The sequence below is a fragment of the Microbispora oryzae genome, from assembly GCF_017896165.1.
GTDB classification, from domain to species: domain Bacteria; phylum Actinomycetota; class Actinomycetes; order Streptosporangiales; family Streptosporangiaceae; genus Microbispora; species Microbispora oryzae.
Genome location: NZ_JAFCNB010000017.1, coordinates 57,696 through 75,366, shown reverse-complemented (window position 1 = coordinate 75,366; position 17,671 = coordinate 57,696). Strand labels below are relative to the sequence as shown.

The 17,671-nt window shown below is 72.2% G+C and carries 13 protein-coding genes; 2 read left to right on the top strand and 11 right to left on the bottom strand.

Annotated elements, in window-relative coordinates; genetic code table 11:
• Positions 1-9 precede the first annotated feature (9 nt).
• Genes JOL79_RS25470 through JOL79_RS25460 form a run of 3 tightly spaced genes read right to left on the bottom strand, consistent with a single transcriptional unit; the run spans position 10 to position 2,734 of the window.
• Positions 10-636 carry a hypothetical protein gene (locus tag JOL79_RS25470; protein WP_210158417.1) on the bottom strand — a complete coding sequence of 209 codons (627 nt, stop codon included), beginning with the start codon at positions 634-636 and terminating at the stop codon, positions 10-12.
• Positions 633-2,063 carry an ATP-binding protein gene (locus tag JOL79_RS25465; RefSeq protein WP_210158416.1) on the bottom strand — a complete coding sequence of 477 codons (1,431 nt, stop codon included), beginning with the start codon at positions 2,061-2,063 and terminating at the stop codon, positions 633-635. Before JOL79_RS25465 ends, JOL79_RS25470 begins: the two co-directional genes overlap by 4 nt.
• Positions 2,060-2,734 carry a response regulator gene (locus tag JOL79_RS25460; RefSeq protein WP_210158415.1) on the bottom strand — a complete coding sequence of 225 codons (675 nt, stop codon included), beginning with the start codon at positions 2,732-2,734 and terminating at the stop codon, positions 2,060-2,062. Before JOL79_RS25460 ends, JOL79_RS25465 begins: the two co-directional genes overlap by 4 nt.
• 216 nt (positions 2,735-2,950) lie before the next feature.
• Between JOL79_RS25460 and JOL79_RS25455 the strand changes: the two genes are divergently transcribed.
• Positions 2,951-3,721, top strand: a complete 771-nt coding sequence (locus tag JOL79_RS25455; RefSeq protein ID WP_210158414.1) for an aggregation-promoting factor C-terminal-like domain-containing protein — start codon at positions 2,951-2,953, stop codon at positions 3,719-3,721.
• An 89-nt stretch (positions 3,722-3,810) separates the two neighbouring features.
• Positions 3,811-5,769, top strand: a complete 1,959-nt coding sequence (locus JOL79_RS25450; RefSeq protein WP_210158413.1) for a glycosyltransferase family 2 protein — start codon at positions 3,811-3,813, stop codon at positions 5,767-5,769.
• A 45-nt stretch (positions 5,770-5,814) separates the two neighbouring features.
• Here JOL79_RS25450 and JOL79_RS25445 read toward each other — a convergent pair whose 3' ends face one another.
• From JOL79_RS25445 to JOL79_RS25410, 8 genes are all read right to left on the bottom strand, one after another.
• Complete coding sequence (locus tag JOL79_RS25445) at positions 5,815-6,861, bottom strand: alpha/beta hydrolase (protein ID WP_210158412.1); 1,047 nt, start codon at positions 6,859-6,861, stop codon at positions 5,815-5,817.
• Positions 6,862-6,927: 66 nt separating this feature from the next.
• Complete coding sequence (locus JOL79_RS25440) at positions 6,928-8,259, bottom strand: MFS transporter (protein WP_210158488.1); 1,332 nt, start codon at positions 8,257-8,259, stop codon at positions 6,928-6,930.
• 76 nt (positions 8,260-8,335) lie between these two features.
• Complete coding sequence (locus JOL79_RS25435) at positions 8,336-10,192, bottom strand: helix-turn-helix domain-containing protein (protein WP_210158411.1); 1,857 nt, start codon at positions 10,190-10,192, stop codon at positions 8,336-8,338.
• Between the two features lies 1 nt (position 10,193).
• A complete protein-coding gene (locus JOL79_RS25430; protein WP_210158410.1) occupies positions 10,194-11,027 on the bottom strand; it encodes an SDR family oxidoreductase in 834 nt (277 codons plus the stop codon).
• A gap of 86 nt (positions 11,028-11,113) precedes the next feature.
• The gene (locus tag JOL79_RS25425; protein ID WP_210158409.1) at positions 11,114-12,505 is read right to left on the bottom strand and encodes a class II fumarate hydratase; all 1,392 of its coding nucleotides are present in this window, start codon (positions 12,503-12,505) and stop codon (positions 11,114-11,116) included.
• 65 nt (positions 12,506-12,570) lie between these two features.
• Positions 12,571-13,989: a serine/threonine-protein kinase gene (locus JOL79_RS25420; protein ID WP_210158408.1), complete on the bottom strand. Its 1,419-nt coding sequence runs from the start codon at positions 13,987-13,989 to the stop codon at positions 12,571-12,573.
• A gap of 42 nt (positions 13,990-14,031) precedes the next feature.
• Complete coding sequence (locus tag JOL79_RS34475) at positions 14,032-15,660, bottom strand: serine/threonine-protein kinase (RefSeq protein WP_230985441.1); 1,629 nt, start codon at positions 15,658-15,660, stop codon at positions 14,032-14,034.
• Positions 15,661-15,759: 99 nt separating this feature from the next.
• A complete protein-coding gene (locus JOL79_RS25410) occupies positions 15,760-17,412 on the bottom strand; it encodes a fumarate hydratase (RefSeq protein ID WP_210158407.1) in 1,653 nt (550 codons plus the stop codon).
• Between the last annotated feature and the right edge of the window lie 259 nt (positions 17,413-17,671).

Genomic DNA, 17,671 nt, shown 5'->3' with positions numbered 1-17,671 from the left:
CCCCCTCGCTCACGGCGGCAGATGCCCGTCCTTGGGCGCGAGGTCCCAGAACTCCCGGCAGGTGTGGATCTTCAGGGGTCCGGTCCTGCCGGGAGTGGCGTCCGCGATCTCCACGGCCCACACCTCCGGCCGGAGCCGGGCCGTACAGGTGATCTGGGCCATCGCCAGGCGGGTGAGCCGCCACCCGCTCACGAACAGGCGCATGCGCAGGCTGAGCGTGTTGTCCGGGTCGTTGCGGGTGCCCGCCCCCGGCGCGTACCGGACGAGCTGCACCTGGCTCGGGGTGAGCCCGGCCAGTGCCGTCGACATGCCGCTGCCCGGCCGGGCGCGCGCCTTGAACAGCGCCGCCATGACGTCGTTGACGTGAGGCGACTGCGCGGCGACCGTGGTCGGCTGGAGCCGTCCGTCGCGCAGGAGATAGACCCGCACGATCGTCGGCGTCCCCGTCACGAGGGGCGCGGGCCCGCCGTCGCGCACGGGGGTCGGCGTGACCCCGCACGCGACGAGCAGCGCCGCGAGCAGCGTCACGACCAGGGTCGCGGCCAGCGCTGTGGGGAGCGCCGCGGGGAGCGCTGTGGGCAGCGCTGTGGGTGGAGCCGCCCGGCGGCGTGCGGTGATCGTCTCGCGGCGGGTCATGGGCGGGGGATCCGGAGACGGAAGAGGGTCCCGGGGTCGCAGCGCTCGGCCGTGAGCCTGCCGCCGTGCAGCTCCGCGTTGGCCCGCGCGATCGCCAGCCCCAGGCCGCTGCCCATGCTGCGGGCGCGATCGGAGCCCGCCTTGTAGAAGCGGTCGAAGATGTACGGCAGGGAGTGACCGGGGATGCCGGTCCCGTGGTCCCGCACCATCACCTCCAGCCCGTCGGCGGTGGGCGCCGCCGTCACCAGCACCGGCGGGGCTCCGTGGCTGAGCGCGTTGCCGACGAGGTTGGCGACCACCACGTCGAACCGGCGCGGGTCGAGGGAGAACGCGAGCCCGACGGGCACGGTCAGCTTGACCTGGTCGGCCCAGCCGCGCACCTGCAGCGAGTCGGCCAGGGTGTCGCCGACATCGACCGTCTCCCGGCGGAGCAGGGCGGCTCCGGCGTCGAAGCGGCTGATCTCGATCAGGTGCTCCACCAGGACGCGCAGCCGGTCGATCTCCCGCACCACGATCCGCATCGCCTGCCCGGCGTCGTCGGGCAGCTTCTCGGCGTCCTCCGCGAGCATGTCGGTCACCGCGGTCATCGCGGTCAGCGGGGTGCGCAGCTCGTGGGAGACGTCGGCGACGAACCGCCGTGACATCGACTCCAGCGTCCTGAGCTCGCCGACCGTGTCCTCCAGCGCCGCGGCGGTCTCGTTGAAGGTGGCGGTCAGCTCGGCCAGCTCGTCGCGTCCCCGTACGGGCAGCCGCACGTTCAGGTCGCCGGAGCCGAGCGCGCGGGCGGCCGCCCCCAGTCTGCGTACGGGCAGCAGCACCCGCCGGGCCGACAGCAGGGCCACCGTGAGGGCGATCGTCAGGGTGATGACACCCGCCTGGAGCAGGGCGGTCAGCAGCCGTGACAGCACCCTCTCCTCGTCGCGGAGGGGGAGGAACACGTATGCCGTCAGCCCGGTGGGCCGGGGGACCCCCTCGTAGCCGGTCCGCTGGATCTGCGCGGCGATGAGCAGCCAGGGCTGATCCTTGAACCGCAGCCGCTGGTAGACGAGCCGCTGCGCGGCCTGCCAGCGGAGCTGGTCGGGCACGTCCGACATGGTGAACCGGGCTCCGAAGCTGGTCTCCCGCAGATCGCCGTACGTGACGATCACCGCTCGCTCCGGCGCTTCGAGGGCGCCCACAAGCGCGCCCAGGTCCTCGTCGGTCACGGTCGTGTCGCTGGGCCAGACCACGTCGCCCACGCCGACCGGCAGCGTGATCTTCGACAGCGTCTCGCGCACGTCGGTGACCGCCCCGCGCTCGACCCGGTCGAGGAGCTCGCGGCGCACCAGCTGGTATCCGAGTACGGCGACCATCGCGGAGGCGGTGACGGCCACCAGGGTGAAGGCGACCACCAGCCGGGCACGGAGCCCGGTGGGCACCCAGGTCATGGCGGGTTGAAGCGGTATCCGAAGCCGCGCACGGTGTGGATGTAGACGGGGTCGGCGGGCACCGGCTCGATCTTGGCGCGGATCCGCTGCACACAGGTGTCCACCAGCCGCGAGTCGGACACGTGGGTGTGGTCCCAGACGGCGCGCAGCAACTGGCGCCGGTTGAGCACCTGCCCCGGGTGGCGGATCAGCTCGAGCAGCAGCCGCAGCTCCGTGGGCGTGAGATGGACCTCCCGCCCGGCCAGGGTGACCTTGAGCGCGCCGCGGTCGATCACCAGCTCGCCGAAGGAGAGGCGGTCCGGCGGGGCCGACTCCAGCCGGCGCAGTACCGCGCGGATGCGGGCGTCGAGCACGCGGGGCTCGACGGGCTTGACCACGTAGTCGTCGGCGCCGGCCTCCAGGCCCACCACCACGTCGAGGTCGTCGCCTCTGGCGGTGAGCAGGATGATCGGCAGCGGGTCCATCCTGCGGATGCGGCGGCACACCTCCACGCCGTCGATGCCCGGGAGCATGACGTCCAGGATGACGATCTCGGGACGTCGTGACCTGACGTGGTCGAGCGCCTCCTCGCCGGTGGCGTACGAGGTGACGGCATGGCCCTGCCGGGTGAGGGCGAGCTCAAGCCCGGCCCGTACCGAGGGGTCGTCTTCGACCAGGAGGATCCCTGCCATCTGGTCATTATGGGTCGTTTACGGCTAAGTCCGTATACACGAGCGCCGAACGGTGCGAGCTCTGCGGCATACCGGGCCACATCGCCGGACTAAGTGTGACCAACGTCACATCCACCAAGAAACCGCTCGTGGTTGGCCGTTTGGTCAAGTAATGGCCAACCGACCTTCACGAATGGCTTGCGTACCACCCCCCAAGTCACGGCAAGCTCATGAGCCGTGAGCTCTGGTCAGCAGCTGAGGGATCGCGCCTCTTCGTCCCGCTCCCGGTCGCGTTCGCGCCGTGGCGACGACCGGCCGCCCCGGCGCGGCGGCGACGAGCCGCCGTCCGGCTGGGGCGAGGAGCCGCCGCGCAAGCGCGGGTGGCTGACCCCCAAGCGGGTGGCCGGCATCGGGGTGACCCTGGCGGTCCTCTCCGCGGGCACGGCCTTCGTGGTGCGCACCGCCATCCAGAACGGTCAGGAACCCCGGAAGCCGATCGAGCTCAACGACCTGCTCGCGCTCGATCCGAGCGTGCCCAACCCGGAAGAGGACGCACTCAAGGCGCACGCCGTGCAGGCGTACCGGGCGGACAAGATCAAGGACACCCGCCACGGGCTCAAGAAGCTCGACCCCGTAAAGATCGTCAAGACGGCCCCGGGCGGTAACGGGTTCAATCCCGCCGCCTTCCCTCCCGGATCCACTCCCAACCCGGGGAGCAACAAGGCGCTGGGCAAGGAGATGGCCGCGGCTCGTGGGTGGAGCGACGAGTGGGGCTGCCTGGAGAAGCTCTGGGACCGGGAGAGCCACTGGAACGAGCGGGCGATGAACCGCTACAGCGGCGCCTACGGCATCCCGCAGGCCCTTCCTGGCAGCAAGATGGCCTCCGCGGGCTCCGACTGGCAGAGCAGCGCGGCGACGCAGATCAAGTGGGGTCTCGGGTACATCGCCGGCCGGTACAAGTCCCCGTGCGGCGCGTGGGCGCACTCCCAGGCCACCGGCTGGTACTGATCTCCCGCCGGAGAAACTCTGGTCAGGTTTGGTCGACCTTTCGGCAAGCCTGACCGGCCGCCGGAGATCCGCGCTGCACCCTGGGCGTCATGGGTGTGAAGGTCAGCGTCGTCATGCCGGTGTCCAATCCCGGGTTGACGAACGACGCGTTCGGCGCCTCCGTGCGCTCGGTGCTGGAGCAGTCGCTGCCCCCCGAGGAGTACGAGATCGTCTTCGCGGACGACGGATCGACCGACGGGACGCGCAGGCGGCTGGACGCCATTGCCGCACAGCGCTCGAACGTCCGGGTGCTGCACCTCGACCGCAGCGAGTCGCCGGTCCGGGGCCGCAACGTCGGCCTGTCCGTCGCCCGGGGTGAGTACGTCTACCTGCTGAACCAGTACGACCGGCTGGAGCCGGACGCCCTGCAGCGCATGTACGGAGTGGCGGCCGGGGAGGGGGCGGACATCGTGGTCGGCAGGCTGGCCGACGGCGGACCGCCGCAGCCCGCCTTCGCCCGCACCCGTGGCCGCGCCGACATCGTGCGCGACCACCTGCTCGGACTGTCCACCGGACACAAGCTGATCAGCCGGGAGCTCGTCGAGGCCGCCCAGCTCCGCTTCCCCGACCGGCCGCTGTCGGAGCAGGCGTTCGCCACCAGGGCGTACCTCTCGGCCAGGGCGATCGCGGTGGTGGCCGACCGCATCTGCTGCCACCTGGGTCCCGCCGACGACGAGTGCCTCGACCCCGAGGCCCTCTTCGAGGGGATCAACGGCGTCTTCGACGTCGTGGAGGCGCTCACGGCGCCCGGGACGCGGCGCGAGCGCGTCCTCGCCCACTGGTATCGGACGCTCGGCCTGCGCCGGCTGGGCGGGGGCCGCTTCCTCGCGTCGAGCGCGGACGAACGGGCCCTCCTGTTCTCGTTCCTGCGGCGGCTCACCCTGGACCGCGTCCCCGAGAGCCTGGACGTCCACCTCCCGGTGCACCTGCGGGCGCGGGCCGCGCTGCTGCGGCAGGACCGGCCCGAGGCGCTCCTGGAGCTGGCGGAGGCCTCTCGCGGCACCCGGCTGAGCGCCGAGCTGCGCGACGTGCGCTGGGACGACGGCGTGCTCGCCCTCGATCTCGGGGTCGAGATCCTGCAGCCGGACGGCGGCCCCATGTGGCTGCGGGAGGAGGACGGCCGGCTGCTGTGGAGCCCTCCCGCGCACATCCCCGGCCTGCTGCCGCAGGAGATGACCGACGTGACCGACGCCGTCCGCCGGGCCAGGGTCGAGGTGTTCCTGCGCGAGGCGCGCACGGGCGTGACGTACGCCCTGCCCGCGGTGTCGGCCGTGGGGCGGGCGGCCGTGGGCGGCCGGGTGCGGGTGTGGGCGACCGCTCAGACGACGATCGACGTCGCCTCCGCCGCCCTGGGGAGCCCGCTGGCGGCCGGGTTGTGGGAGGTCCACGTGCGGATGCGAGGGGTGCGGCCCGGCCGGGCCCGGGTCTTCCCGCCCGACGTGGCCACCAACTGCGCGGGCACCCTGGTCGGCGAGCCGCCGCGGCTGGTGGTCCCCTGCTGGTCGGAGCGCGACGAGTTCGGCGTCTGCGTGGAGCCCAGGTCGTTCGCCGAGTCCGTCGCGCTCGTCTCCTCCCGCACCACGGTGGCCCGCCAGGAGGGACACGTGTTCGTGGTGATGCCCGTGCCGTACGTGCCGCCGAGCGGGGGCCCGGCGGCCGAGCTGATGCTCCGCGAGCAGGACGGCCGCGGCCGGTCGATGATCGTGCCGGCCCTGGTCGAGCCCGGCGTGCCGGGACGGGTCGCCGGGCAGCTCGTCGCCCGGGTGCCGCTGAGCCGGATCGGTGGCGAGGAGTGCCTCGGCCCCGGCTCGTGGCGGGCCGCGCTCCGCATCGACCAGAAGGACGTGGAGCTGCGGTTCGGGCTCACCGTGGGCCGCGGCGGGCGCGTCGCGGTCCGGCCGGCCGGCTCGCCGTCCGCGCCGCCGCTGCTCAGGCGGGTCGCCGTCCGGGTGCTCGGCGACGGGGGCGCGGTGCGGCTCGCCCGCGCGGTGCGGGGCTCGCGGGTGTAGGCCCGCCCGGCCCGCCTCGCCCTCACTCTCGCCCCGGCCCTCTCGTCACCGGCTCCCGCGCAGGTGCTCGATCAGGGCGGCACGGAACTCGGCCGGCTTCTCGACGTGCGGGCTGTGGCCGCAGCCCGCGACGACGACCTCGCGGTAGGCGCCGTACCGGTCCAGGACGGCCCGCGTCTGGGCGATCATGGGCTGGGCCGGGGTGCCGTCCCAGCCGGGCACGGCCCCGATGGCGCCCAGATGGGCCAGGTCGAACAGCGACGTGTCCGAGACGATCACGTCGTCGGCGCCCCTGATCCACAGGATCGGCGGCTTCGGGTCGACGAGATGCAGGTCGTCGATCCGGAAGTGGATCGGCGCGATCGTGTTGAGCACGCCGCGCTTGCCGGGGGCGACCCCGGGCCAGGCGTCGCTGGGCGCCGAGTCGCCCGGGTAGTGGTCGTCGCCGACCCGGGTGGACAGCATCGACTCGACGAAGGCGTCCTCCTCGTCCGCGAAGTCCGCCCCCGGAGCGGCGTACGCCGCCCGCATGACCGTGCGCGGCGAGACGGGGGCGGCGTCCGAGCGGTCGCCGTCGCGCAGCGCCGTCACGAAGGCGGGGTTGGCCGTACCGCCGCCGGACCCGGCGCCGTCCGGGTGGGTGAGCGTGCCGTCCACGTCGCGGGTGCCGCCGAAGCCGTACGGCGAGACCGGGTTGACCAGGGTGGCGCCGCGCACCCGCTCCGGCCGGTCACGCAGCGCCTGCATGACCACCCCGCCGCCGAGGCTCCAGCCGACCAGGTGCGCCGGGCCGATGACGTCGAGCAGGGCCAGCACGTCGTCGGAGTAGTCGCGGACGCCACGGGTGGCGTCCACCGGCGCCGGGTCGGACTCCCCGAATCCCCGCAGGTCCAGCGCGTACGGCCGGAACTCGCCGGCGACGGCCGTCATCGTCGACCGCCAGAAGGCGCTGGACGACACGTTGCCGTGCACGAAGAGCACGGGGTCGCCGGCCGAGCCGGGCACGGACAGGACGTTGAGGGTGAGGCGCGGCGTGCCGACGCGTTCGGCGACGACGGCTGTGTCGCCGGGCGGGGTTGCTGGCGGGGTCATCGAGCGACTCCTATCGGGCGGATGTCATCAGCGTCATGCGGATGCCGGTGTCAGTGGGTTGTAGTGTCACTGGGTTGTCAGTGTCTGTGACGGGCGGGATGTCGTCGGTGCGACCGCGGTCAGGTCGCGATCACGGGTCTCCCTGGCGAACGCCACCGCGATCAGGGTGAGCACGGCGGAGGCCGCCACGTAGAGCGAGATGGGCAGGCTGGCGTCGTAGGCGTCGAGCAGGGCGACGGCGATGATCGGTGCGAGAGCGCCGGCCACGATCGAGGCGAGCTGGTAGCCGATCGAGACGCCGGAGTAGCGCATACGGGTGGCGAACAGCTCGGAGAAGAACGCCGCCTGCGGGCCGTACATCGCGCCGTGGAAGAGCAGGCCGACGGTGGCGGCGAGGGTGACCAGGCCGAACGACGCGGTGTCGACGAGCGGGAAGAAGGCGAACGACCAGGCGCCCGCCCCGGCGGCGCCGAGGAGGTAGACGGGGCGGCGGCCGAGCCGGTCGGACAGCGCGCCCCACAGGGGGATGGTCACGAAGTGGACCGCGGACGCGATCAGCACGGCGTTGAGCACCGTTCCCTTCGGCAGCCCGGCCGCCGTCGTGCCGTACACCAGGATGAACGCCGTGATCACGTAATAGGAGACGTTCTCCGCGAGGCGGGCCCCGATGGCGACGAGCACGTCACGCCAGTGGTGCCGCAGGACGTCGAGGATGGGCGCCTTCGGCGCCGCCTCCTGCCTGGCCAGGGCCTCGGCGAACACGGGCGACTCGGTCACCGTGAGGCGGATCCACAGGCCGATGAGCACGAGAACGCCGGACAGCAGGAACGAGATCCGCCAGCCCCAGGCGAGGAAGGCGTCCTCGGGCTGCACGGCGGCGAGCAGCGCCAGCACGCCGGTGGCGAGCAGGTTGCCGCCCGGGGCGCCGGCCTGCGGCCAGGACGCCCAGAAGCCGCGGTGTCGGGCGTGCCCGTGCTCGGAGACGAGCAGGACGGCGCCGCCCCACTCGCCGCCCAGGGCGAAGCCCTGCACCAGCCGCAGCAGCGTCAGCAGCAGCGGGGCTCCCACGCCCAGGGTGGCGTAGGTCGGCAGCAGGCCGATCAGGAAGGTCGCGCCGCCCATCATCAGCAGGCTGACCACGAGCAGCCGCTTGCGGCCGAACCGGTCGCCGTAGTGGCCGAAGACCAGGCCGCCGATGGGCCGGGCGACGAACCCGATGGCGTAGGTGAGGAACGCGAGGAGCGTGCCGGTCAGCTCGTCCTCGGTCGGGAAGAAGAGTTTGTTGAAAACCAGCGCCGCGGCGGAGCCGTAGAGGAAGAAGTCGTACCACTCGATCGTGGTGCCGACCAGGCTGGCCCCGACGACCTTTCCGATCCTTGTGGGTGGGGTGTTGACCATCGTGTGCTCCTCGTTGGGGGGTGCCGTCACGGTACGCAGTGACCGAGGTCACTCCTATGGGGCGCCCCCACATACCTCAGGAGCCGGGCATGTGGGTCCGCAGCCGGTGCAGCCGCAGCGCGAGCTGGATCTCCAGGGCCCGGTCGGGCTCCTGCCAGCCGGGGCCGAGAAGCCGGCTCACCCGGTCGAGCCGCTGGGTGACGGTGTTGACGTGGATGTGCAGCGCCTCCGCCGTACGGGACAGCGAGCCGCCACACGCGAAGTACGTCTCCAGCGTCCGGACAAGGGCGCTGCCGCGCCTGGCGTCGTAGTCGAGCACCGGGCCGAGGGCCGAGTCGAGGAAGGCGGGCACCTCGTGCCGTTCGCCGATCAGCAGGCCGACGAAGCCCAGCTCCTCCGCGCTCGCGCCGTCGCCGGCGCGGCCCAGCGCGAGCAGCGCTCCGGCGCAGCGGTGCGCCTCCCGGTAGGCGGCGGCCACCCCGGCCGGTCCGCCGGAGACCGCGGCTCCGGCCGTGGCCGGGCGGCCGAGGGACAGGCCGAAGTCGGCGGCCACGCGACGCGCGGTGACGCCTGGCCGGTCGCCGGGGAGCAGCAGCACGACCTCGTCGCCGCGGGCCGAGGCCAGCCCGTGGGCGAGCGTCGCCTGCGACGACGCCCAGAACGCGGCCCGCTCCCTGCCGCCCTGATGCCGCGCCACCACCAGCACGTGCGGCGACTCCAGGTCGACGCCGAGCCGGCGCGCCCGGTCGGACAGGCCGGCGACCTCCGGGCGGAAGACCAGGTCGTCGAGCAGCTCGCCCCGCACCCGCCCCTCCGCCTCCGCCACGCTGCGCCGGAACAGCAGGAGCAGGGCCGTCACCAGGGCCGCCCGCTCCAGGATGCGCTGGTCGGTGTCGGAGACGTCGCCGCCGGTGCGGAGCACCAGCGTGCACAGCGCCGCCGCACCGACGTCGACCGAGGCCACGTACGCGTCGCCCCGCCGGACGGTGCGGCCCAGCGCCCGCGACGACTGGGCCGCGTCGAACACCCCGGCATCCAGGTCGCCGGTGTCCCCGACCAGGGGACGGCCCTCGTCGTCCAGCACGGTCAGGCTGCCGCCGAGCACTTCGGTCACCACGGCGGCCACGTCCTCCACCCCGCCGCCGCGCAGCACCAGCCCGGTCATCCGGTCGTGGGCGTCCGCCGCCCGTTCGATCGCCTCGCTGTGCGCGCTGATCACCTTGTTGGCCTGGCTCAGCTCGGTGAGCGCGGCCCGCGTCTCCTCAAGCAGCCGGGCCGTGTCGATGGCGACGGCCGCGTGGGCGGCGAGCGAGATCAGCAGCGCCACCTCCTCCTGCGCGAACGGCCGTGCGCTCCGGTTGGCCGCGAACAGCACCCCGATGACCTGGGCGCCGAGGCGCAGCGGCACCCCGAGGATGGCCACCAGGCCCTCCTCCTTGACGGCCTCGTCGATCGTCATGGTGTGCCGGAAGCGCGCGTCGGCGAAGTAGTCCGCCGTGTTGTACGGCGTGCCCGTCTGGGCCACCAAACCGCCGAGGCCGGCCCCCATGGCCAGCCGCACCCTGCGGAAGTGGGGAGAGATCGAGCCGTCGGTGACCCGCATGAACGTGTCGCCGCGCTCGGCGTCGTTCAGGGTCATGTACGCGATGTCGGTGCCGAGCAGCCGCCGCGCCCGCCGTACGATCGCCTTGAGGACGGCGTCGAGGTCGCGTAACCCCGCCAGATCGCTGGCCGTGTCGAAAAGGGCGGACAGCTCCGCCTCGCGCTTGGCCCGACGGCGCAGCATGGCCCTGACCCTGAGCGCGGCGACCTTCGCCTGCTCCAGCTCCTCCAGCGTCGCCGAGTCGGCCCCGGCCGCCCTGGCCTGCAGGACGGGGCCCTCGAACTCCACGGCCGACGCCTCTCTGGCCAGCAGTTCGAGGAAGACGTTCATGTCAGCGCGCGCTCCAGCCTCCGTCGATCGGGATGGACGCCCCCGTGACGAACGATCCCTGCGGGCCGCAGAGGTACGCCACCATCTCGGCGACCTCGTCCGGCTCGATCAGCCGTTTGATGGCGGCGGGCGCCAGCATGATCTGCTCGACGACCTCGTCCGGGCCGATGCCGTGGGTGCGGGCCTGGTCGGCGATCTGGTTCTCCACCAGGGGGGTGCGCACGTACGCGGGATTGACGCAGTTGGACGTCACCCCGTGCGCCGCCCCCTCCAGTGCGATCACCTTCGACAGCCCTTCGAGCCCGTGCTTGGCCGTCACGTACGCCGACTTGTACGGCGAGGCCCGCAGGCCGTGGACCGACGAGATGTTGACGATGCGGCCCCATCGCCGCTCGTACATCCCCGGCAGGACGGCCCTGGCCAGCAGGAACGGCGCCTCCACCATCACCCGGAGGATCTTGGCGAAGATTTTCGGGGGGAAGTCCTCGATGGGCGCGACGTGCTGGAAGCCGGCGTTGTTGACCACGATGTCGGCTGTGATGTCGGCTGTGGTGGCGCCCGTGATGCCGCCCGTGATGCCGCCCGTGACACCGGCGGTCAGCCGGCTGTCGGGCGAGGTCGGCAGCCGGTCGCGCAACACCGTCACGAATTCCGGATCCGACAGATCGACGACCACCGGGGTCCCGCCGATCTCGGCGGCCACCTTCTCGGCGGCCGCCGCGTTCACGTCGGCGACCACGACGTGCGCCCCCTCCGCCGCGAGGCGGCGGGCGCACGCCCGGCCGATGCCGCTTCCCGCACCGGTGACCAGGGCCGTACGGCCGTCAAGGCTCATGACGCCTCACCATGCTCATGACGCCTCACCATAGGGAGCGGAGGTCGCCCGGCACATGGGGTACACCGACACAGATCGCTCCCTCCCTATGTGGGCCGGGTCATCGAAAGGACGTCGAGGAGCTCGTCGAGCTGCCGCTCCGTCAGGCGGCCCTCGGCGACGTGGCCGCGTTCGACGACCACCTCCCTGATCGTCTTCCGCTCCGCGAGGGCCTGCTTGGCGATCTTCGCGGCCTCCTCGTAGCCCACGTAACGGTTGAGCGGGGTGACGATGGAGGGCGACGACTCGGCGTACTCGCGGAGGCGCTCCACGTTTGCGGTGATCCCGCGGACGCACCGGTCGGCCAGCAACCGCGCGACGTTCGACAGCAGCCGGACCGACTCAAGCACGTTGCGGGCGATCACCGGCAGCATCACGTTGAGCTCGAACGCGCCGGACGCCCCGGCCATCGTGATCGTGGCGTCGTTGCCGATCACCTGGGCGGCGACCATGGTCACCGCCTCCGGGATCACCGGGTTGACCTTGCCCGGCATGATGGACGAGCCGGGCTGCAGGTCGGGCAGGTTGATCTCACCGAGCCCCGCCCGGGGCCCCGATCCCATCCAGCGGAGATCGTTCACGATCTTGTTGAGTGAGACGGCCAGCACCTTGAGCACACCCGACAGCTCGACCAGGGCGTCCCGGGCGCCCTGGGCCTCGAAGTGGTCACGCGCCTCGGTGAAGGGCAGGCCGGTCAGGCGGCCCAGCTCGGCGATCACGTCGCCCGCCCACGCGGCGTCGGGCACGTTGACCCCGGTGCCCACGGCCGTGCCGCCGAGCGGGAGCTCCGCCACCCGGGGCAGGGCCGACTGCAGCCGTTCGATGCCCAGCTCGATCTGCGTGGCGTAGCCGCCGAACTCCTGGCCCAGGGTGACGGGCGTCGCGTCCATCAGGTGGGTCCGGCCCGACTTCACCACGTCGGCGAACTCGGTCGCCTTCTCCTCCAGCGCCGTCGACAGGTGTTCGAGGGCGGGGGTGAGGTCGTGGGCCACCGCGTGCGTCGCGGCGACGTGGATGGAGGAGGGGAAGACGTCGTTCGACGACTGCGCCGCGTTGACGTGGTCGTTCGGGTGGACCGGGCGGCCCAGCCGCTCCTCGGCGAGGGTGGCGAGGACCTCGTTCATGTTCATGTTGGACGAGGTGCCCGACCCGGTCTGGAAGACGTCGACGGGGAACTCGCCGTCCCAGCGTCCCTCGGCGACCTCGGCCGCGGCGTCGGCGATGGCCCGCGCCATGTCCGTGTCGATCACACCCCGGCCGGCGTTGACCGTGGCGCAGGCCGCCTTGATCCGGGCGAGCGCGGCGATGTGGGACGGTTCGAGGCCGCGGCCCGACACCGGGAAGTTCTCCACCGCCCGCTGGGTCTGCGCCCGCCACTTGGCACGGGCGGGCACCCGCACCTCGCCCATGGAATCGTGCTCGATGCGGAAATCGTCCATGGACCAGTCCTATCAAGAGCCGTCCGGCCGGGAGCCGGGGGCCGTTCGCCTTCGGACTGACGCGCTCAGGTGAAGACCCAGACGGCCACGGCGATCAAAAGGAGGACGGCGACGAGCGCCACGACCATCAGGACGAGCGCCCGCGCCCGGGTCGCCACGTCCGGCGGCTCCGGCGGCCGCATGGCGAACAGGTCGGTGCCCAGGCCGCCCGGCGGAGCGGGCGCGTCCGGGCCGATCGGCGGATCTTCCGGAGCCGGTCGCGGGGGCAGCCGCCGCGGGGCGGTGATCTCGTCGTCGGAGCCGGTCGGCCGGGGCCGGGGAGCGGGGGCGACCGGGGCAACCGGCGGCGCGGGAGGTACGGGCGGTCCGGAGGGCGGGGGGCGGAGCGCGCCGGGCGGTCTCCTGACCAGCATGGTGGCGTTGGAGTCGTACTCCGGGGGCTGTGAAGGCCGCGCGACCTGTGGGTGCTGTGGTGGCTGTGGTGGCTGTGCGAGTCGCGGTGGCGCTGCGGGTTCAGGCGCTGGGGGTTGAGGCGCTGCGGGTTGAAGGGGCGCTGCGGGGCGCGGGAGCACTGCCGGCTCCGGGTGCACGGCCGGCCCCGGGGGCGCGTCGCGCCGTTCCGGCGCGGGGGAGGGGGACGGCGGCGTCTGCGCCCGGGAGACGGGGGTGTCGGCGACGCGGCGGAGCATCGCCGCCGCCTTCTCGGCGGTGAGCCGGGCCCGGTGGTCCTTGACCAGCAGGCCGTCCAGGACGGGGCGCAGCGGCCCGGCGTGCACCGGAGGGTCGGCGTTGTCGCGCATCAGCGCCGCCAGCGTGTCGCCGATGGTCGCGCGCTCGTAGGCGGGCCGTCCCTCCACGGCGAAGTAGAGCGTCGCGCCGAGCGACCACAGGTCGGACTCCGGACCGGTGTGCTCCCCCCGAGCCCGTTCCGGCGCCGTGTAACCGGGGGAGCCGATCACCATGCCGGTCTGGGTCAGGGGACTGTCCTCCAGCGACTTGGCGATGCCGAAGTCGGTCAGCACGACCCGGCCCGTGTCCGTCACCAGCACGTTGCCCGGCTTCACGTCGCGGTGCAGGATGCCCTGGGCGTGGGCGGCGCGCAGCGCCCCGAGCAGTTCCCAGCCGATCTCGGCGACGAGGCGGGGCGGCAGCGGGCCCTCCCGGTCGACGACCTGCGCGAGCGACCGCCCCTCGACGAGCTCCATGATGATCCAGGGGCTGCCGTCGACCTCGATCGCGTCGTGGATCGTGGCGACGGAGGGATGGCTGACCCTGGCCGCCATCCGGCCTTCGCGGATCATGCGTTCACGCAGCTCCTGGCGTTGGAAGGCGCTGAGGGAGGGGTCCTGCCGGATCTCCTTCACCGCCACCTCTCGCCCGAGCGCCCGGTCGAAGGCGCGCCAGACGGTCCCCATCGTTCCTCGTCCGAGGCGGACGCGCAGCTCGTACCGATCGGCGAGCAGCCGAGGTCGCTGTTCCGGCATGAGAAGAAAGATAGCGATTCTGGGTTGAAGACCGCTTTCCTGTTACTTGAGAAAAATGCGGGGCCAGTAGCGCCGGGGCAGGACCATCTTGATCATCGAGGCCAGCCGCCGCATCACCGGTGCCGCGACCACCTGATGCAGGCCGGGCTCCGAAGGCTTGCGATGCATTCCCTCGGCCGGTCGCCTGCGCTGCGGTGGCACGGGTGAGTACTCCGGGCCGTTCCGCGGATCCCGGGTGAGACGGCGGTGCGGGCCGGAGTGTCCGTACGACGGGCCGTGGCCGAGATGTCCGTTTGGCCCGCTGTGACCCGGACCGAACGGGTGAGGCCCCGACGGCTCGAACGAACCCGTCTGCCCGTACTGGCCGTATGGGCCACTCTGGCCATGTTGGCCGTACTGTCCGAACGGGCTGTACTGCCCGGACTGTCCGTACGGCCCAGACTGGCTGTGCTGGCCGGGCTGCGCGTGCTGGCCCGACTGCCCCGGGTACGCCTGCTGCCCGGGGCGGCCCGGCTGGCCCTGGGGCGGCTGGCCGGGTGCCTGCCCGTACGGGCCGCTGGGCGAGCTGGGGGAGCCGAACGGCCCGAGGTGACCGTACTGGCTGCCGTACTGGCTGCCGTACTGGTTCCCGTATTGACTTCCGAACTGGTTGCCGTGCTGGTGACCGAACTGGGCGTGCGGGCCGCTGGCGCCGTCCCGGGGATGGGCGTGCGGCATGACCTTCGGCGTGGGCCGTGACTCGGCGCGGTGCTGCCCGCGGTGCGGCGGCTTGCGCGTCGTCACAGGCGGCGCCGCGGGCGGCGGAGCCGGACGGGCGGGCCGGTGCGGCGGGGCCATCAGGTCGTCCGCGGTGCCCCCGGCGGCGATCCTGGCGAGGGCCAGGGCCGCACGGACTCCGTCGAGCCGGGTGGCGGGGTCGATCTGGAGCAGCCCCCGCAGCACGGGGGCGAGCGGGCCGGCCTTCTCCATGGGGATGGGCGCGCCACTGGTCAGGGCGGCGAGCGCGGCCGCGGCCGTGCGGCGGCCGTGCAGCCCGCGCCCCTCGACCGCCGTGTAGAGCGTGGCTCCGAGCGACCACAGGTCGGCGGCCGGGCTGGCCTTGTCGCCCAGCACGCGCTCGGGCGCGATGTAGCCCGCCGAGCCCAGCACGATGCCGGCCTGGGTGATCGAGGCGTCGCCTTCGAGAGCGGCCAGGCCGAAGTCGGTGAGGACCGCCCGGTCCTCGGTCACCAGCACGTTGCTGGGCTTCACGTCGCGGTGCAGGATCCCCTTCGCGTGGACGGCACGCAGCGCGCCCAGCACCTGGCGGCCGATCTCGGCGGCCTGCCTGGGCGGCAGCGGGCCCTCCTGCTTGATGAGCTCCTCAAGCGACCTCGCCTTGAGGAGCTCCATCACGATCCACGGCCGGTCGTCCTCGGTGATGACGTCGAACACCGTGATGACTGAGGGATGGGCGACCATCGCGGTCGCCCTGCCCTCGCGCTCGGTCCGCGCGCACAGCTCCGCCCGCAGTTCCTCGTCGAGGACCAGGGGAAGCCGCACCTCCTTGACAGCGACGTCGCGATCGAGCAACTCGTCGCGGGCGCGCCAAACAGTGCCCATCCCGCCGCGCCCGACCGGCTCGACAAGCCGGTACCGCGCGGCTAGCAGGTATCCGGGCGGCGCACGCATGGGTGGCAGCTTACCGATTTGTACGGAGCGACCTGTAGAGACCATGCCGGGAAATTGTTGAGATCTTCTGTCAAATCATTTGACAACACGACCGTAGACCTAGCGGCGGCCGATGGTAAGGACGGGGCCCGTGCTGTCCTGGAAGAAGTCTCCGCCCTTGTCGTCGACCACGATGAAGGCGGGGAAGTCCTCCACCTCGATCTTCCAGACGGCCTCCATGCCCAGCTCGGGATATTCGAGGACCTCGACCTTCTTGATGCAGTCCTGCGCCAGGCGGGCCGCCGGGCCGCCGATGGAGCCCAGGTAGAAGCCGCCGTGCTTCTGGCAGGCATCGGTCACCTGCTTGGAGCGGTTGCCCTTGGCGAGCATGATCATAGAGCCTCCGGCCGCCTGGAAACGCTCGACGTAGGAGTCCATCCGGCCGGCCGTGGTGGGGCCGAACGAGCCGGACGCGTACCCTTCGGGCGTCTTGGCCGGGCCGGCGTAGTAGACGGCGTGATCCTTGAGATAGCCCGGCATCTCGCCGCCGCTGTCGAGCAGTTCGGCGATCTTGGCGTGGGCGATGTCGCGGGCCACGACGAGCGGGCCGGTCAGCGACAGGCGGGTCTTGACCGGATATCTCGTGAGCTCGGCGAGGATCTCCGGCATCGGACGGTTGAGGTCGATGGCGACGACGTCGTCGGAGAGGTGCTCGTCGGTGGTGTCGGGCAGGAAACGCGCCGGGTCGGTCTCCAGCTGCTCCAGGAAGACGCCCTCCGGTGTGATCTTGGCCAGCGCCTGCCGGTCGGCGCTGCAGCTCACCGCGATGGCGACGGGACACGACGCGCCGTGCCGGGGCAGCCGGATCACCCGGACATCGTGGCAGAAGTACTTGCCGCCGAACTGGGCGCCGATGCCCAGCCTCTGGGTCAGCTCGAAGACCTTCTTCTCCATCTCCAGGTCGCGGAAGCCGTGCCCGGCGGCCGAGCCCTCCGTCGGAATCGAGTCGAGGTAGCGGGCCGAGGCGTACTTCGCGGTCTTGAGCGCGAACTCGGCGCTGGTGCCGCCCACGACGATCGCCAGATGGTACGGCGGGCAGGCGGCCGTGCCGAGCGAGCGGATCTTCTCCTCCAGGAACTGGAGCATCCGCTTCTCGTTCAGGACGGCCTTGGTCTCCTGGTAGAGGAACGACTTGTTGGCCGAGCCGCCGCCCTTGGCCATGAAGAGCAGTTTGTACTCGTCCGGGTGGCCGCCGGGGTCCTCGGCGTACAGCTCGACCTGGGCCGGCAGGTTGCTGCCGGTGTTCTTCTCGTCCCACATCGTCAGCGGGGCCATCTGCGAGTAGCGCAGGTTGAGCCGGGTGTAGGCGTCGTACACGCCCCTGCTGACGTGCTCGGCGTCGCGACCGTCGGTCAGCACGTGGCGGCCGCGCTTGCCCATCACGATGGCGGTGCCGGTGTCCTGGCACATGGGCAGCACGCCGCCGGCCGAGATACTCGCGTTCTTCAGCAGGTCGAGCGCGACGAACCGGTCGTTGCCGCTCGACTCGGGGTCATCGACGATCTTGCGGAGCTGGGCGAGGTGCGACGAGCGCAGATAGTGCGAGATGTCGTGGATCGCCGTCTCGGTGAGCAGCCTCAGCGCCTCGGGCTCGACCTCCAGGAATCGCCGCCCGGCCGCCTCGATCACCCGCACCCCCTCGGAGGTGATCAGGCGGTACTCCGTCTCGTCCGGCCCAAGCGGCAGCAGGTCGGTGTAGTCGAACTCCGGCATCGTCCTCGATCCTTCGCGCGTCTGCCTCGTCGTGTCAGCCGGACCGCCCGGCCGCCTCGGACGGTCGTCTCACGGACTCCCAAGCGCGCCCCGCGGTCCTCCCAAAGCGTACGGCCAGGCGCCGGCGGGCCCGGCGTCCGCCGGTCGGCAAGCCGATCAGGATTATCTGCTTCATATCGGCATAAACGGGGACGACTAGGTTGAATGGGCCGAATGACTGGGCCGGCGAAGGAGGACTCATGAACGGCGGAGTCCTGGT

What these genes read in the sequence shown, in the direction of transcription:
- JOL79_RS25420 (WP_210158408.1), bottom strand. Translation starts at nt 13,989, where the DNA reads ATGCCGGAACAGCGACCTCGGCTGCTCGCCGATCGGTACGAGCTGCGC.
- JOL79_RS25465 (WP_210158416.1), bottom strand. Translation starts at nt 2,063, where the DNA reads ATGACCTGGGTGCCCACCGGGCTCCGTGCCCGGCTGGTGGTCGCCTTC.
- JOL79_RS25435 (WP_210158411.1), bottom strand. Translation starts at nt 10,192, where the DNA reads ATGAACGTCTTCCTCGAACTGCTGGCCAGAGAGGCGTCGGCCGTGGAG.
- JOL79_RS25410 (WP_210158407.1), bottom strand. Translation starts at nt 17,412, where the DNA reads ATGCCGGAGTTCGACTACACCGACCTGCTGCCGCTTGGGCCGGACGAG.
- JOL79_RS34475 (WP_230985441.1), bottom strand. Translation starts at nt 15,660, where the DNA reads ATGCGTGCGCCGCCCGGATACCTGCTAGCCGCGCGGTACCGGCTTGTC.
- JOL79_RS25425 (WP_210158409.1), bottom strand. Translation starts at nt 12,505, where the DNA reads ATGGACGATTTCCGCATCGAGCACGATTCCATGGGCGAGGTGCGGGTG.
- JOL79_RS25445 (WP_210158412.1), bottom strand. Translation starts at nt 6,861, where the DNA reads ATGACCCCGCCAGCAACCCCGCCCGGCGACACAGCCGTCGTCGCCGAA.
- JOL79_RS25460 (WP_210158415.1), bottom strand. Translation starts at nt 2,734, where the DNA reads ATGGCAGGGATCCTCCTGGTCGAAGACGACCCCTCGGTACGGGCCGGG.
- JOL79_RS25440 (WP_210158488.1), bottom strand. Translation starts at nt 8,259, where the DNA reads ATGGTCAACACCCCACCCACAAGGATCGGAAAGGTCGTCGGGGCCAGC.
- JOL79_RS25450 (WP_210158413.1), top strand. Translation starts at nt 3,811, where the DNA reads ATGGGTGTGAAGGTCAGCGTCGTCATGCCGGTGTCCAATCCCGGGTTG.
- JOL79_RS25470 (WP_210158417.1), bottom strand. Translation starts at nt 636, where the DNA reads ATGACCCGCCGCGAGACGATCACCGCACGCCGCCGGGCGGCTCCACCC.
- JOL79_RS25430 (WP_210158410.1), bottom strand. Translation starts at nt 11,027, where the DNA reads ATGAGCCTTGACGGCCGTACGGCCCTGGTCACCGGTGCGGGAAGCGGC.